The organism is Providencia sp. PROV141, assembly GCF_028481645.1.
In the GTDB taxonomy this organism is placed as follows: Bacteria; Pseudomonadota; Gammaproteobacteria; order Enterobacterales; family Enterobacteriaceae; genus Providencia; species Providencia rettgeri.
Window position 1 is genome coordinate 96399 of record NZ_JAMPPR010000006.1, and the last position, 15858, is coordinate 112256.

A 15858-nucleotide genomic window follows, 5' to 3' on the forward strand; every position below is an offset into this window, starting at 1 on the left:
ACATTTGAACTCTGATATTTATTATCATTATCATCGTCAGATAGGCACATATTGATATGTCTGGTAACCAGTCAATAACTCCCCTGAAAATTATCGCTTCTGGTGTAGCACTTCCTGAGCATAAAATTCTCTCGTCCATGTTGGATGAAAAGTTAAATAAACCAAAAGGGTTTGTCGAAAAGCATTCAGGCATCGAATATCGCTTCCATGCAAGTCATACCGATTCACAAGCCCTTTTAGCCGCCCAGGCGATTCAAAATGCATTGCAGGCGAACCATATCCCGCCAAGCAGTATTGATATGTTGATTAATGCCTCCGCCATCCCAGTGCAAGCGCTTCCGTGTTCAGCAGCGCATATCCTTGAGCAATCGAATTTAAACCAAGGAATTGCCTGCTTTGATGTCAATTCAAGTTGTATCAGCTTTATCACTGCGTTACAGATTGCAGCAGGGCTATTAGCCACCAGCTCTTATCAACGCATTGTGATTGTTTCTGCGGATATCGCCTCGCGCGGTATTGACTGGCGGGATAAAGAGTCATCGCTGATTTTTGGGGACGGTGCTGCTTGTGTTGTCGTGGAAAAAGGAGATGGAAATAGCGGAATTATTTCTTACACCCACACCACACATACTGCAGGCATTGATTTTTGTGAAATTCGCGCAGGTGGCACAAGATGCAACCCACGCTCGGGTATGACCGATGATGACTTTCTGTTCCACATGCAAGGGAAAAAATTGTTTCGCCTCGCGTCTTCTTTGATTGAAGATTTTATGCAACAGGTTTTCAATGAATCGGGTTTACAGCTCAAGCAAATTGGTACCGTGATCCCACACCAAGCGAGTCACCTTTCTTTAGAGCATATGCGCCAACGTGTCGGGGTAACAACGGAACAATTAGTCGATATCTATAAACATCGAGGGAATCAGGTTGCGGCCTCCATCCCTTCTGCATTACATGAAGCCATTATTACAGGGCGTTTCTATGAAAAACCCAGTGCCATGTTAATCGGCACTGCTGCTGGGCTAGCGCTGTGTGCCATGGTATTAGTGCCATGAAAATATTGGTAACAGGCGCAACAAGTGGTCTGGGACGCAATGCTAGTGAGTACTTACTTGAAAGAGGCATTGATGTGGTCGCTTGTGGGCGAAACCAACAAGCAGGAGAACAGCTAAGCCAATTAGGTGCAACATTTATTGCAGTTGAATTAGCCGAACTCACCGTTGAAGAAGCGAAAATACTCATGGCAGGTTGTGACGCTATTTGGCATTGCGCCGCCCTTTCTTCGCCTTGGGGAAAACGCCAAGATTTTGAAAAAATAAATGTTCACGCCACTCAAATATTGGCTATCGCAGCAGGGGAAGCAAAAATCTCACGCTTTGTCCATATTTCCACCCCTGCCATTTATTTTAATTTTACCCACCAGCAAAATATTCATGAGTCCACGGTTAATAAACATTTCGCTAACCAATATGCCAGAACAAAGTATTTAGCCGAAACCATGATCGAGCAATGCGTTAGTCAATTTCCGGCAACTCGTTATACTATTTTGCGCCCTCGTGGCTTATTTGGTCCTCATGATCGTGTTTTGCTACCGCGTTTGCTCACCCAAATAAAATCACGCAAGGGAAAACTGGTGTTACCTAATGGGGGAAATAACCATTTTGACCTCACCTATGTGGGAAATGTGGTTCACAGCATGCAGCTGGCGACGTTCAAAGAAACACTCGCTAACGGAGCCATTTACAATATTACCAACCAACAGCCACAAGCGCTAAAAAAGACATTAAATCAATTGTTTAATGAACTTAATTTAGAGTGCGAAATTCGTTCAGCCCCTTACCCTTTGCTGTATGCTATTGCCAGTCTATTAGAAGTCATTGGCCGTTTAACGGGAAAAGAGCCATTACTCACACGCTATAGCCTCGGTGCAGCCTATTTCACCATGACATTAGATAACCAAAAGGCACAGCAAGAGCTGGGCTACTATCCTTTATATAGTATGCAACAAGGTGTTCATTTGACCGCAAAATGGCTGAAAAAACAGGAGAACCCATGCTAACTATTCATCAATATGAAGTGGGTTATTGCACACATCCGGGCTGTGTCGCGTTAAAAGGCGCCAGTTTTAAATCTTGTAAATTTCCAGCAAGGGCATGGCTGATAGAGGATGAACACCAGCGTTGGCTGTTTGATACCGGGTATGCCACTCATTTTTATGATCATACGCGCCATGGCATTATGCGGCTATATCGAGCAGTCACTCCAGTGTATTTCGAAAGCAAAGATGCCCTTGTCAATCAATTGGCTAGTGATGGCTTAAAACCTAATGATATCAATGGTGTGATTTTATCTCATTTCCATGGTGACCATATCGCGGGGCTACGTGACTTCCCTAGCATTCCCATTATTTGTTCAGGAGATGGCTGGGCTAAAACACGCCCTTTAACTGGATTTGCTGCATTGAAAAATGCCTTTGTCAGTGGACTATTACCAGATGACTTCGAACAACGCACTGTATTTTATGAAGGTTTCCCTAAAGTGGCGTTACCAAATGAATTGCAAATTTTAGGCGAAGGCTATGCAGTTAATCAGCAGAAGACATTATTGATTGTGCCGCTCCCTGGGCATGCCGCTGGGCATATTGGTTTGTGTGTACTAACTAACTCAGGCTGGATATTGCTCGCAGGTGACGCAGCATGGTCTCCCACTAATTACCGCGAATTGCGTGGCCCCATGGCAATTGCTAATATCATTATGGATGATAATCAGGCTTATTATGAAACACTAAATAAATTACATGAAATTGATAAGCGCAATGTGGTTATCCAACTGTGTCACGAAGGGGATTTATTGTGATCCTTTCGATGCTTTGGTATTACTGGCGAGCTCGTCATTTGACGTTTCGTAACCGTGGCGAACTGGAAGCTTATCAACAAAAGCGTTTAGCGCATTTTAAACGCAAAGTATTAGCGAAAAGCCCCTATTTTCAGCGATATATCAATCAGCCATTATCTAATTTCCCCATTATGAATAAACAAATCATGATGGATAATTTTGATGAGATGAATACCGCCGAGCTGTTAAGCCAAACACTTCTAGAATGTGCGCAAAAAAGTGAGCAATCTCGGGATTTTGCCCCTAAAGTGGGGCGCTACAGTGTCGGGTTATCCTCTGGAACTTCAGGTCGTCGAGGCCTTTTCGTTGTCAGCCCAGAAGAGCAAAATGTCTGGTCTGGCAGTATGTTAGCTAAAATGTTACCCCAAGGCCTGTTTAATGGTGAGCGTGTTGCCCTATTTTTACGCGCCAATAATAACCTGTATGAAAGTGTCAATAACCGTTGGATTTCACTGCGTTTTTATGACCTTTTCGCGGATTTTGACCTGCAACTCAGCGCTCTTGAACAATATCAGCCTTCGATTATCGTTGCGCCAGCCCAAGTGTTATGTGCGATTGCTGACGCCATCAACCAGCAGAAAATTCAATTAAATGTACAAAAAGTGATTTCCGTCGCTGAAGTACTAGAACCTCATGACAAACAAAAACTACAGGGTTGTTTTCCCCATGTAGGGGAAGTTTACCAAGCAACGGAAGGTTTTTTAGGCTGTACTTGTTCTCATGGCACTATGCATTTAAATGAAGCTTTTGTACATATTGAGCCTAATTGGCTTGATAATGACCGTTTTTCACCCATTATCACGGACTTTACGCGTAAAACACAGCCTATCGTACGCTATCAACTCGATGATATTTTAGTGGTGAAAAAAGATGCTTGCCCTTGTGGCTCTCCTGAAATGGCGATTGAACGTATTGAGGGTCGCTGTGATGATTTGCTTCAACTTCCGGGCTATAACGGCGAAATGGTGACTATTTTTGCAGATCCCTGTGCGCGGGTTATTGTGAATCACTTGCCTGTTACTGCTGACTTCCGCTTAACCCAGCAGGGCAACTCATTATATTTACAGGCTGAATGTTCTCTTACAGAGCTATCCCTCTGCCAGCAACAGCTAACACGCTATTTTGCAAACCAACATGTTGATATTTCGCAATTAGATTGGCAATTATCCACTACCACTATTACACAAACACTCTCCGTTAAAAAGCGACGTATAACCCGTAAGGAAGCGAAATGAATAGCAGAGAATTATTCACTCGCTTTATCTATTGCCTACTCGGTTGGGGAACCGTTGGCATTGTTTATCAATATACCGGGCAAGTGACTGGGCAAGCTCATGTTTTATCACCCAGTGAGCTGGATAATGCAGTCCCATTTTCACCCGACGCCATCTGGCTTTATCTCTCCTTTTTTCTGTTTATCCCACTTGGATATTTTCTCAGCCCTCTAAGAAAAGCTCGCTCACTCATGTATGCCATGCAGCTCTGTGCGCTGGTTTCTGGGGCGGTCTATTTATGCTACCCCACGACTATGCTGTACTACGACTACGATTTATTAGCCTTATCTGGGCAGGCTTTGTCTGCTTTGATTAATATTGATAGCCCACAAAATTTATTACCTTCTCTACATGTCTCATTGACTCTCATCGTGCTCAATGCATTATGGTCAACACAACAAAAATTTCGCACGGTTTTAGCCGTTATTTGGGCGATTGCTATTTGTGCCTCGGTATTGGTGCTAAAGCGCCATTTATTTATTGATGTGGTTACTGGTGCACTCACTGCTTGTGGTGCATTAGTGATTGTTCATACAGCGAAATTCGCCTTAAAGAGAAACACTGATGAATGAATTAACCTTTCCGATTGTTTTCATGTTAGCGGTCGTGGTCGCAGAAGGTTTAGTGATCGCCAAAACGCAAAAAGGAACCGTTAGCTGGCAAGAATTGGTGTTCAACCTGAACTCTGGCCATATTATGTTGTGGTTATTTAGAGGGTTAGAAATTTTTTGTTACGGCTTTGTCGTGACCCACTACTCATTCAACCTCGTTGAAAACTGGCCAACCGCACTGGTGTGGGTGTTTGCGATTTTTACTTGGGACTTTGGTTTTTACTGGCTACACCGCTTGCACCATACCTACCGTGTTCTATGGGCCGTTCATGTGGTTCATCACCAAGGGGAGCACTATAACCTATCATTAGGTGTGCGTAATTCGTGGTATTCATCACTGACATCAATCCCATTCTTTATGCTACTGGCACTAATGGGAATTCCCTTAGAGGTGTTTATCACCGTTTCAATATTGCACTATACCATTCAATTCTTTAACCACAGTGCGCTGATCCCGCGTTTGGGTTGGTTGGAGAAATTCATGGTAACGCCACAGCACCACCGAGTTCACCATGTGAAAGAGGGGCATTATTCCAATCGTAATTTCGGGGGCAGTTTTATTTTTTGGGACAAACTGTTTGGCACATTTTCCAAGTTACCTGAAACTGAACACCATTTTGGTATCAAAGGCGCTCCCGCTTCTGAAAACCCGTTTATTGATAGCAACTTACCTTTTTGGCGTATCATTAAACGCCGCGGACAACCCAAAGCAAAACCCGCACCATTATTTCGCGTGAACCAAATTGCATTAGTAATGGGAACACTTCTCCTATTTAGCCTTGTTATTGGTTACGTCTATATTTATGGCTATGGTTATCAAGGTACGACCCAGCAACAAGTGACATTATTTATCTTATTAGCCTTGGGTACCGTAGCTCTATCGGGTATTTCAGATGGCCGTAAAATTGGCTTGATGAGCTGGTTTTTCATCGCTTGTTTGCTATTAATTTGTATTTTATTTATTTGGCAATGGACAACTCCATTTTGGGTTATTTTTACCAGTGCACTATGGCTGCATAGTTTATTAATGTTACTTGGTATCGGCCGAAAACCCATACAGGTGCGCGATGTTTCCTGAACCGCTAAGGCCACTAGGCTACCAACACCGCCATGATCAAGCGTTCCAAAAAGCGTTGAACATGGCCGCTAAACACTATTTACAACAGCGTACTGATCATCGGTTCGCTGACTTACGTTTTTATTTAAAAAGTCTAGTTTTAATCTTGTGCTGCCTAGGCAGTTACGGCATAGCATTATGCGCTAATACGTCTTGGGCATTTTTTATTTTTTACCCTCTGTTTATCTGTTTCGCATTATTATTAGCCATTAATCTCGTTCACGATGCTTCCCATAATGCAATTTTCAAGCAGGCCAAAGCCAACTATTGGCTCAATTTTTGGGTTACTATTCCGTTGGGGCTAGATCCTGAATGCTGGCGCGTCAGGCATATTATTTTTCACCATGCTCACACCAATATTCGCCATTATGATTTAGATATCGAAGAAAATTTTGTCTTACGGCAAACGCCTTATCAGCGCTGGTACCCGTTTATGCGAGCTCAGCATCTGTATTGGCCATTAATTGCCGCAATGACTTTCCCTGCACTGATTTGGTTCTTTGATTGGATGGATAGATTTCATTTGACGCGTGTCGCCCCTCATATGCGCCATCAAGGCCGTCGTGGTATTGGAGCATTTTTATTGGCTAAGTTACTGCATTTGATTGTGGCGATAGTCATACCCGCTTTTGTTATCACTGATATCAGTTTAGCGACCTTGCTACTCACTTACTTATTTAGCCAAATGTTATCCTCTCTTATATTTGTTGTATTGATACTTGGTACCCATTGGGCGAAAGCGACTTTTTATACGCCCCCCAAAGAAGGCAATATGTCGCATGGTTTTTATACTCACACTTTTTCAACCACTTATGATTGGCAAACTACACCTCGTTGGTTAACTTATTGGTTAGGTGGATTAAACTTACATCTTACACACCATTTATTTCCCAATTGGAACCACCGCCATTACCCTGCCCTTGCTAAAATCATTGAGCAAACTGCCAAGCAGTTTTCGATGGATTACCATTGTATTAGCGCGAAAGAATTGTTTATTTACCAACAGAAGTTTTTAAAAGAAATGGGAACGGGCAAGCAAGCGGATGAGCACTGAGCCAAACACCCCAGTGCTTACTTCGCTACATTGATTATCTATCGATAATAATATTTTGATTTATGACGCTTTTTTCACTATTTCCAACCATCTGAGCAAATTTCTCTAATGGGTCAGTTCGAAAAGCATACAAACGTTTGAGGGCAAATGGGTTATCCCCCAATTTGACTTTTCCTTGAATGGTTGTCAGTGCTAAATGTAAGCCCGCTTTTTTCCCTGCGTCCATCGCTGCAGAGTTATACCCACCAAAAGGATAGGCTAAATAGCGTTGTTCCGGTTCGAAGCGACTCAAAATTTTCATCGACCGTTTAAAGTCCAACATAATGGTATGTTCTTTCCGGCTAAATAAAATTGGTGAGTTATGGTTATCTAAACGATGCAAAAAGTGAGTATGAGATTGGATGTTAAAAACATCTCGGCTATCTTTGATTTCTTGCTTACTCATAAATTGTAAGCCATCCGCTGACCATTTTTGTGGCTGTGTTTTAATCCGTGAAGAAATAATAAACAGCGTCGCTTGCTGACGGTTATGCCTTAAAATCGGTAATGCATAGCGATAAACCGACTTTAAACCGTCGTCAAATGTCAACACAACAGCCTTACCCGGTAGATTTGCAGATTTATTTAAATAATCTTCCACATCGGCAAGCGAAAGCGTTTGGTAGCCCGCTTGTTCTAAATAATTCATTTGTTCGCGAAATGCTTCCACCGATGTTGTGGTGGACGTTTCACGAAAATGCTTATTTTCACTGTCTTTGAGAATATGGTGATAAGTTAAAATCGGAATGCCTTTATCCAATGAAACATCATCTAAACGCACATAGCCTAGCCTATCCCCAAGACGAATGGTTAACCATGCCGTTTTTTCACCTGTTTTATCCGTTTTTATCATCCGCGCTAACACAGGATAACGCAGGTTTTCCCATAAAGAGGCTATTTGCTTACGATTACTTTGAGTTGAGTTGTATACCGCTGTTTTTTGGTGTGTGACTAAATAATCATAAATGGGATTTTGTAAGTCATTTAGCCTATCTACTTCAGGTACATAGCGCGGCTTTTTGTTAGAAAATGATATCGTTTTCACAAATGCGTAGTCATTGCCAAACTGCATCGCGCAATAATCCCCTGAGGGAGAATAAGCGTAAAACCCGTGTTCTGCGTTCAGTTCTGCGACAGCGCGCATTTCTCCAGCAATCATCGCAAAAATAATTTCTGGCTGCTTTGTTTGAACTAGCTTGGGTGGGATGTCTGCCAACTGCCAATCATCGGTATTATTGACGATTTCAGAAGCCATAGATTGAGGGAGAAAGCTCGTAAATAAAATACACAGTAATAAAAGTAATCGTTTAGACATTTTTCATCCGCTATAACGCTGAGTTTCCGCAATTATTCTAAACCTACTCTAGATTGAACCCCATACCCCAATAAAAATTTTTATTGTCCCATTCTCATTATTATCACGAAAAATAATACTTAAAACGAATGGTTGTTATCTTAACCTATTAAGTTGTTATACCAATTTAGATATTTCATCGTGATCTATCATACAAAATAAAGAGATCTAGCTCATATTTATCAGTAAAAGGCGCCATCAAGGCACAATCTGTAAATCATTTGACAGTTTAATCCATTTCCCACTGCTAGATTGGCATTCAACCACCTTACAACACCTGGGAACAATAATGAAAATAAAAGAAATTAGTACTTTTATCATGCACGTACCTGTCACTAATGACCTAATTGGTGACTCAACTCACAGTATTACCCATTGGGGAATGCCGGGTGTCATGATCAAAACAGAATGTGGGTTAGTCGGCTATGGCCACACCGGAACACACGCCGATATCACTACCGACCGCTTAATCACCACCATTATTGAAGATGTTTTCGGTCCTATGTTACTCGGCGAAGATCCAACAGAAGTACGTTATTTGCACCGAAAACTCACTCGCAGCTCAACCAATATTTGGGTTGGCCGTGGTGGTCTGATGCAAATGGCAATTTCTGCCATCGACATCGCCCTTTGGGATCTTAAAGCTAAAGCCGCAGATCAGCCGCTCTGGCAACTGTTTGGCGGTTCAAAACACAATAAAGTTAACGCCTATAACACCGACTGCGGTTGGTTAGTGCGTAGCCAAGAAGACTTAGTCGATGATTGTAAAAAAATGATCTTCGAAGAAGGCTTCAAAGCAATAAAAATGAAGATTGGCAAACCAGACCCACGCGAAGATCTACAACGTATTGAAGCAGTTCGCCACGCAATTGGCGATGATATCGACTTAATGGTAGATGCGAATGGTAAGTGGGATATCAGCATTGCCAAACAATATGGCCACCGTTTAAATGATTTTAATATTAAGTGGTTTGAAGAGCCGTTGTGGCATGATGATGTCGCCAGCCATAAACAGCTTGCCGCTTATATGGATACACCTATCGCATTAGGTGAATTACTTTATCACAATGATTCATTTAAGGAATTTGTCTTAGCGGGTGCCGTTGATTACTTACAACCTGACGCCACACGCTGCGGTGGTTTAACGGCAGTATGGGAAATCGCTGACTTAGGTATGGCCTTTAATTTACCAGTGACACCACACCATGGCGATATGATGCAGGCACAATTGCATCTGGTAATGGCACATCCAGCCTGCTCTTTACTGGAATTCATTCCTTGGACACTGGACTGCTTTGTTGACCCGGTCGAAGTTATTGATGGTGTTTATACCACACCAACCGCGCCTGGGGCAGGTACGACGTTAAAACCTGAAGCATTAGCTAAATTTAACGTGAAATAATGATCATTCCCTTTTTCAATATTTCATTTCTAACAACATGAAAAAGGGAAATTAATAACAAGAATTATTCATTTTAAATTACTTAGTTATACTCTAAATAATTCATGATGCAGCCAACAACACTGCAACTTGAAGTATGACGAGCATATTAGCTCTATACTCTACTCTGCTGGTTATTCAGCGGCGGGCTAAACACATAATAAAAATGAATAGATAACATTACTATCTTACAAAAAACTGGGGTGAACCATGTCCACCAATACGGATCATTTATCATCGGCTACCAGCAAAGCAATACGAAAAATAATACCAATGGTGGTATTAATGTTCATATTGGCTTATTTAGACCGTTCTAATATTGGTTTTGCAAAACAAGAGTTTCAGCTAACAACTGGGTTAAGTGACGCGGCATACGCATTTGGCGCAGGGATCTTTTTTATCGGCTACGCATTGTTTGAGGTACCAAGTAATATTCTACTGTACCGCATTGGTGCTCGAGTATGGCTATCGCGCATTATGGTCACATGGGGACTCGTCTCTGCCGCCATGATGTTTGCCCATGATGAAACCACCTTTATTGTGCTGCGCTTCTTACTTGGTGTCAGTGAAGCGGGCTTCTTCCCGGGGGTTATTTTGTATTTAACCTTCTGGTTCCCACAAAATATCCGTGCACGGGTGACAGGCTACTTCTTATTTGGTGCACCACTGGCATTTATCATTGGTGGTCCATTATCAGGCTCACTCCTGTCGTTAGAAGGAACTTCATTTGCCTTCGGTTTATACGGCTGGCAGTTAATGTTTGTCGTAGAAGGCTTATTGGCATCTATTGTCGGGATTTGGGTATTCTTTTACCTTGATGACCGCCCTGAAAAAGCCAAGTGGCTGACAGCTGAAGAAAAAAGTGCACTTTCCGCTAAATTAGCCTTGGAAGAAGATGCCAAAGCAGGTCATAGCCCGAAAGGTGCCTTGAGTGCATTATTAGATATGCGCGTTCTCTACCTGTGTCTGATTTGGTTTACCGTTCAAGTATGCGGTTATGGTATTTATTTCTTCTTACCAACCCAAATTGGTACGTTATTGGGCAGTAAAGTCGGCATACTTGTAGGCTTTATCACCGCCATACCACCACTGTGTGCGGCCATTGCAGTTTACTACGTCCCTCGTATTTCAGAACGCCTAAAAGAACGCCGTAAAGTTGCTGCCATTACCTTTATGTTAGGGGCTGCCGGGATCGCTGTTTCTGGTTTATTTGATAGCATTCCAGTTATTGCCATTATTGCGTTATGTGTCGCAGCAGCAGGCCACTTAGCCATGCAACCTCTGTACTGGAGCTTCCCATCTGCATACTTAGGCGGTACCGCTGCGGCATCAGGAATCGCCCTGATTAACTCAGTGGGTAACTTAGGTGGCTTTGTGGCACCAAACTTAAGAGTGTGGGCAGAAACCACCTTTGAGTCTGCCCGTGCAGGGCTCTATTTTATCGCTTTAGTCGCCTTTATCGGTGGTTTGTTAATTCTGACATTAAGAAGATTAGGTATTGAAAAACGATTTGAAGATTAATTAATGATCTTTTGAATCCCTCCCGAGCCAAAATAAATGGCTCGGGTTTTCTATTACTCTATTTTTTATTTGTGAGGTTTACTCGAATATTGCGGTGGTTCATGATTGAACATAACCCTACCAAATGTCATGATAAGTCAGCCAATCATGCAGGGAGCATTCAGATGAACATTGCGGTACAAAACAGTCAATTAGTTCTAACGCATGAAAATATTCTTGAAATATTAAAAACAAATAGTTGGTTTAGTAACTTACCCGATTATTTAATTTCCATCTTAATGACATGCGCCACATTACGCTTCTATCCTGATGGTGAAATGGTCCACTATCAAGGTGGCCCTGCACGTGGTCTATATGCGGTGATTCAAGGCTCAGTAAAAGTGAGTTCGATATCTTCAGATGGCCGTGAATGTGTATTTCGCTATCTTTCACCTGGCAATTGGTTTGGCGAAATTGCCATGCTAGATAAGTCGGCGCGCACCCATGATGCTAAAGCAATTAGCCCAACCATTTTACTGACGATATCACCGAAAGATTTAGCCATGATCTTGGAAAAGCACCCCGTTTTTTACCAGTTTCTGAATATTTTGCTCTGCAAAGTGATTCGTAACGCCTTTACCATTATCAATGACAGCGCTTTATTGTCTGTTTCCGCCCGGCTGGCCAAGCGCTTATTGAGTTTAGCGGAAGGCTATGGTGAACCTCATGAAAAGGGGATTCAATTGAGCCTATATCTGACACAAGATGATTTGGCGACCATCATTAATACCACACGGCAAACCATCAATAAGCGTTTAGTTGCATGGGAAAAACTCGGTTGGATTGATGCAAAATACGGGAAAATTATTTTAGTTAACCTCCCCGCGCTGAAGCAGATATCTGAAGATGATGAAGAATAACTAGCTGTTATCATCCATCGTTGGGCTATCTGCGAAGAAGTAGCGATCCATAGTGAATTCAAAGTCATCACTGGTCGCATTGAACAACATTTTTTTGGTATTTTCCAAATGTTGCCACATGGCTTGCCGCGCCCCTTTCGGGTCTCGACGCGCTAACGCCTGTAAAATTTGGTCGTGCTCATCACACCAGCTCTCAATCGAACGGTTATCAATGTGCTCATGAAGCTTGAGCCAGTAAGGATTACGTAAGCGTTGGCTCCACATTTGCTCAACAATCACCACCATCGCACTGTTATGGGTCGACGCGGCAATTTGCATGTGGAAGGCAAGATCCCATGTTGAGTCGCGAAAACGATCCTCTTTACGCGCATGCTTTTGAATATCAACCAATTTTAAAATATCTTCTTTCGTGGCTTGGCTTGCGGCAAATTCGGCGATGTGGCTTTCAATCAGTTGCCTTGCTTGTAATAGTTCAAATGGCCCACAACGACTAAATTCTAATCCGGTTTCTGTATTGACTGAGTTATTAGACCGATTACTGATGACATGTATGCCAGATCCTTTGCGTACATCCACATACCCTTCCACTTCTAACATAATGATAGCTTCACGGATCACCGTACGGCTCACCTTCATTTCATCAGCAAGTAACCGTTCTGCAGGCAATTTAGTGCCAACTGGGTATTCATCATTTTCGATGCGTTCTTTGACCAGAGCCGCAACTTGTTGGTATAGGCGCGGTTCACTCTCTTGTGAGCTCATTATTTTCTCCTTTCATATAACAACCCGACTCATTGGCCACTAATGCCTCACAGTATAACGAAATTTTATGGTGATGGGTTAAATAGAAGTTCACTGATAAATAAATCCCAATAAATTGGTATAACATCTTTAAAAGTTATAAACCGGATCGTATAATGTTTGAAATTTAAACAACAAAAAAAATCGACACTAGGTGGCCGATCACACTGAATCCGATTTTCAACCCAGAGAATGCAATATGATAAAAGATATAATAAAAATACATCCGAATGACAATGTCGCCATTACCTTAATTGATAGACTCGCGGGTGATACTATCACCGTTGATGGCCAATCCGTGGCATTAAAGCAGGACATCGGTCGCGGCCATAAAATAGCCCTAGATACGATTGAAACGGGTGAAAATATCATGAAGTATGGCGCGCCTATCGGCCACGCAACAACGAAAATAACCGTTGGCGAGCATATTCATACACACAATATCACCACCAATTTAAGCGCCTTAAATGACTATGAGTATCACCCTGAACACCCATCACTCGTCGCGACGCTGCCAAACCCCGATGTACAAATTTATCGCCGTGCCAATGGTGATGTCGCGATCCGCAATGAAATTTGGGTGATCCCAACCGTTGGCTGCGTGAATGCACTCGCTAGGAAAATGATCGAGCGCTTTAATAAACAACATCATGGTGCTTCTGATATTGATGGCGTTTATCTGTATAACCATACTTTAGGATGTTCCCAGCTCGGTGATGACCATTTAACAACGCGTACTATTTTACAAGATATGGTTAAGCACCCTAACGCTGGTGGTGTTCTAGTCATTGGTTTAGGCTGTGAAAATAATCAAGTAGCCGCCTTTAAAGAAACATTAGGTGACTATGATGATGAACGCGTGAAATTCATGGTATGCCAACAATTAGATGATGAAATTGAAGCCGGTGTCGAGCACCTTAATGCGCTTTATCAATTCGTACAGCAGGATAAACGTGAAGCTGGCAAACTGAGTGAAGTGAAATTTGGCCTTGAATGTGGTGGATCTGATGGGCTTTCAGGGATCACCGCTAACCCACTGTTGGGCTGTTTTTCTGATTTTTTAGTCAGCCATAACGGAACTACGGTGTTAACGGAAGTCCCTGAAATGTTTGGTGCAGAACAAATTCTAATGAACCACTGCCATGATGAGCTGACGTTCGAGAAAACGGTCAATATGATCAATGACTTCAAACAATATTTTATTGCCCATGACCAGCCAATTTATGAAAACCCATCTCCAGGGAATAAAGCCGGCGGTATTTCGACACTCGAAGAAAAATCCCTCGGCTGCACACAAAAAGCAGGTACTAGCCAAGTAATGGATGTTTTAAAATACGGGGAGCGCCTGACAACTCCGGGGTTCAACTTATTAAGTGCACCGGGTAATGATGCCATTGCGACCAGTGCCTTAGGTGCGGCAGGCTGTCATATGGTGTTATTTACCACCGGTCGCGGCACACCATACGGTGGCTTTGTTCCCACCATGAAAATTGCGACTAATAATGAATTAGCCGCCAAAAAACCCCATTGGATTGACTTCAATGCGGGCGCCCTATTAACAGGAAAATCCATGGATCAGTTATTAGATGACTTCATTCAGCTTGTTGTGAAAACCGTTAATGGTGAGCACACCAAAAATGAAATCAATGACTTTCGTGAATTAGCAATTTTCAAAATGGGCGTCACACTTTAAAAACAAACTATTCCCTATTGCTTAGGCCATCGTTAAGCAATAGGGATATCACTAACTATTTATATTTATTAATTTTTCCCTACCAACCTGACTTTCTAGCCTGAACCATAAACCCATTTATCGTGACATGAACCCAATAAAGAAAAGTCACCATTTCCCTATTTTTAGGATATGGTAGGATCCGTTTATTGATGGCAAATTTTAATTTATTAGCAGGGTAAATAATGATAGACCTAAAACTTAGAGAGGCCAGAGACAGCCTTTCCACCAAAGAAAAACAAGTCGCTGAGTACATTATTGCTAATAAGAAAAACATGCAAAGTATTAGCATTCAATCCCTTGCCCAAGAAAATAAGGTCAGTACCACCACTATTTTGCGCCTGTGTCATAAGTTGGGCTACCAAGGTTTTAGTGACCTAAAAATTGATTTAATTTCATCGATTAATCACAAGTCATACGGCACCCTACTGCAAGAAGATATTGATATTAATGACTCGATGGAAACCGTTAATCACAAAGTAGGACTGATTGAAAAATCATCCATAGAAGAAACTTGTGCTTTGGTTAATTTAAATGCCTTTAAGCAAGCAAATGAGTTAATTAGCAAGAGTAAAAAAATTGTAATTTATGGTGCTGGTAGTAGTGGATTAGTTGCAAAAGAATTTGAATATCAACTAATTAAAATAAAAAAAGATGTTAATTGTCACCTTGATTACAGCATTCAATTTAGTATCGTGAATACGTTAGATCAGAACGATCTTGTCATTGTCATATCTCATTCCGGTGAAAACCACGAATGTATCAAGCTACTCACTCTTGCCAGAGAATTGAAAGTTCCGACCATTGCTATCACAAAAATGGGACAAAGTTCAGTATCAACCTTAGCTGAGACTATCTTGCATACAATATCGACTGAAAATATTTCAAGGATCATCCCCATTCGCTCAAAAATATCCCAACTCACTGTAATTAATATGTTGATTACTAACTTATTTATCAAACAATATGATGAAAGAATTCAAAAACAAATTAACACTCGTGCGGAACGCTTTACTCGTCTAAACAGCAATAACTGATCGACTTTCTCCTTCTTAACATCGCCTATGTGGCTCTGAGTAGCCACTTCGATCTTGCTCACAAAAATGACCCTTTCTAGGGA

Annotated in this window: 14 protein-coding genes; 12 read left to right on the forward strand and 2 right to left on the reverse strand. The window is 41.9% G+C overall.

Annotated features, from left to right (window positions below):
- Positions 1 to 56: 56 nt before the first annotated feature.
- The 7 genes from PSF09_RS04600 to PSF09_RS04630 are packed head-to-tail and all read left to right on the forward strand — an operon-like array spanning position 57 to position 6951.
- Positions 57 to 1055: a 3-oxoacyl-[acyl-carrier-protein] synthase III C-terminal domain-containing protein gene (locus tag PSF09_RS04600; RefSeq protein WP_272683544.1), complete on the forward strand. Its 999-nt coding sequence runs from the start codon at positions 57 to 59 to the stop codon at positions 1053 to 1055.
- Entirely contained in the window at positions 1052 to 2059 is a 1008-nt protein-coding gene (locus tag PSF09_RS04605) for an NAD-dependent epimerase/dehydratase family protein (RefSeq protein WP_272664420.1), read from the forward strand. The genes PSF09_RS04600 and PSF09_RS04605 overlap by 4 nt, the downstream gene beginning before the upstream one ends.
- Positions 2053 to 2856: an MBL fold metallo-hydrolase gene (locus PSF09_RS04610; protein WP_267689815.1), complete on the forward strand. Its 804-nt coding sequence runs from the start codon at positions 2053 to 2055 to the stop codon at positions 2854 to 2856. The genes PSF09_RS04605 and PSF09_RS04610 overlap by 7 nt, the downstream gene beginning before the upstream one ends.
- Positions 2850 to 4130 carry a F390 synthetase-related protein gene (locus PSF09_RS04615; RefSeq protein ID WP_272683611.1) on the forward strand — a complete coding sequence of 427 codons (1281 nt, stop codon included), beginning with the start codon at positions 2850 to 2852 and terminating at the stop codon, positions 4128 to 4130. The genes PSF09_RS04610 and PSF09_RS04615 overlap by 7 nt, the downstream gene beginning before the upstream one ends.
- Positions 4127 to 4741: a phosphatase PAP2 family protein gene (locus PSF09_RS04620; RefSeq protein ID WP_272683545.1), complete on the forward strand. Its 615-nt coding sequence runs from the start codon at positions 4127 to 4129 to the stop codon at positions 4739 to 4741. The genes PSF09_RS04615 and PSF09_RS04620 overlap by 4 nt, the downstream gene beginning before the upstream one ends.
- Positions 4734 to 5858 (forward strand): sterol desaturase family protein, encoded by a 1125-nt coding sequence (locus PSF09_RS04625; RefSeq protein WP_267689817.1) that lies wholly within the window; start codon positions 4734 to 4736, stop codon positions 5856 to 5858. Before PSF09_RS04620 ends, PSF09_RS04625 begins: the two co-directional genes overlap by 8 nt.
- Positions 5848 to 6951 (forward strand): fatty acid desaturase family protein, encoded by a 1104-nt coding sequence (locus tag PSF09_RS04630; RefSeq protein WP_267689818.1) that lies wholly within the window; start codon positions 5848 to 5850, stop codon positions 6949 to 6951. The genes PSF09_RS04625 and PSF09_RS04630 overlap by 11 nt, the downstream gene beginning before the upstream one ends.
- A gap of 34 nt (positions 6952 to 6985) precedes the next feature.
- Here PSF09_RS04630 and PSF09_RS04635 read toward each other — a convergent pair whose 3' ends face one another.
- Entirely contained in the window at positions 6986 to 8305 is a 1320-nt protein-coding gene (locus PSF09_RS04635; RefSeq protein ID WP_272664421.1) for a polysaccharide deacetylase family protein, read from the reverse strand.
- A 328-nt stretch (positions 8306 to 8633) separates the two neighbouring features.
- On the opposite strand from PSF09_RS04635, the gene PSF09_RS04640 reads away from it, so the two are divergent.
- From PSF09_RS04640 to PSF09_RS04650, 3 genes are all read left to right on the forward strand, one after another.
- On the forward strand, positions 8634 to 9746 hold the full coding sequence (locus PSF09_RS04640) for a mandelate racemase/muconate lactonizing enzyme family protein (RefSeq protein ID WP_004907900.1): 1113 nt from the start codon (positions 8634 to 8636) through the stop codon (positions 9744 to 9746).
- 249 nt (positions 9747 to 9995) lie between these two features.
- Positions 9996 to 11306 (forward strand): MFS transporter, encoded by a 1311-nt coding sequence (locus tag PSF09_RS04645; protein ID WP_272664422.1) that lies wholly within the window; start codon positions 9996 to 9998, stop codon positions 11304 to 11306.
- Positions 11307 to 11407: 101 nt separating this feature from the next.
- Positions 11408 to 12205 carry a Crp/Fnr family transcriptional regulator gene (locus tag PSF09_RS04650; RefSeq protein WP_272683546.1) on the forward strand — a complete coding sequence of 266 codons (798 nt, stop codon included), beginning with the start codon at positions 11408 to 11410 and terminating at the stop codon, positions 12203 to 12205.
- Here the strand turns inward: PSF09_RS04650 and exuR are convergent, their stop codons facing one another.
- Entirely contained in the window at positions 12206 to 12967 is a 762-nt protein-coding gene (gene exuR / locus PSF09_RS04655; RefSeq protein WP_115168008.1) for a transcriptional regulator ExuR, read from the reverse strand. It abuts the gene before it with no gap.
- A gap of 238 nt (positions 12968 to 13205) precedes the next feature.
- Between exuR and PSF09_RS04660 the strand changes: the two genes are divergently transcribed.
- Both PSF09_RS04660 and PSF09_RS04665 read left to right on the forward strand, forming a co-directional pair.
- Positions 13206 to 14699, forward strand: coding sequence for a UxaA family hydrolase (locus tag PSF09_RS04660; RefSeq protein WP_272664424.1), 1494 nt, complete (start codon positions 13206 to 13208; stop codon positions 14697 to 14699).
- A gap of 224 nt (positions 14700 to 14923) precedes the next feature.
- Complete coding sequence (locus tag PSF09_RS04665; RefSeq protein ID WP_109912662.1) at positions 14924 to 15775, forward strand: MurR/RpiR family transcriptional regulator; 852 nt, start codon at positions 14924 to 14926, stop codon at positions 15773 to 15775.
- Positions 15776 to 15858: the final 83 nt, after the last annotated feature.

What these genes read in the sequence shown, in the direction of transcription:
- PSF09_RS04665 (WP_109912662.1), top strand. Translation starts at nt 14,924, where the DNA reads ATGATAGACCTAAAACTTAGAGAGGCCAGAGACAGCCTTTCCACCAAA.
- PSF09_RS04600 (WP_272683544.1), top strand. Translation starts at nt 57, where the DNA reads ATGTCTGGTAACCAGTCAATAACTCCCCTGAAAATTATCGCTTCTGGT.
- PSF09_RS04610 (WP_267689815.1), top strand. Translation starts at nt 2,053, where the DNA reads ATGCTAACTATTCATCAATATGAAGTGGGTTATTGCACACATCCGGGC.
- PSF09_RS04660 (WP_272664424.1), top strand. Translation starts at nt 13,206, where the DNA reads ATGATAAAAGATATAATAAAAATACATCCGAATGACAATGTCGCCATT.
- exuR (WP_115168008.1), bottom strand. Translation starts at nt 12,967, where the DNA reads ATGAGCTCACAAGAGAGTGAACCGCGCCTATACCAACAAGTTGCGGCT.
- PSF09_RS04620 (WP_272683545.1), top strand. Translation starts at nt 4,127, where the DNA reads ATGAATAGCAGAGAATTATTCACTCGCTTTATCTATTGCCTACTCGGT.
- PSF09_RS04640 (WP_004907900.1), top strand. Translation starts at nt 8,634, where the DNA reads ATGAAAATAAAAGAAATTAGTACTTTTATCATGCACGTACCTGTCACT.
- PSF09_RS04645 (WP_272664422.1), top strand. Translation starts at nt 9,996, where the DNA reads ATGTCCACCAATACGGATCATTTATCATCGGCTACCAGCAAAGCAATA.
- PSF09_RS04650 (WP_272683546.1), top strand. Translation starts at nt 11,408, where the DNA reads ATGATTGAACATAACCCTACCAAATGTCATGATAAGTCAGCCAATCAT.
- PSF09_RS04635 (WP_272664421.1), bottom strand. Translation starts at nt 8,305, where the DNA reads ATGTCTAAACGATTACTTTTATTACTGTGTATTTTATTTACGAGCTTT.
- PSF09_RS04605 (WP_272664420.1), top strand. Translation starts at nt 1,052, where the DNA reads ATGAAAATATTGGTAACAGGCGCAACAAGTGGTCTGGGACGCAATGCT.
- PSF09_RS04630 (WP_267689818.1), top strand. Translation starts at nt 5,848, where the DNA reads ATGTTTCCTGAACCGCTAAGGCCACTAGGCTACCAACACCGCCATGAT.
- PSF09_RS04625 (WP_267689817.1), top strand. Translation starts at nt 4,734, where the DNA reads ATGAATGAATTAACCTTTCCGATTGTTTTCATGTTAGCGGTCGTGGTC.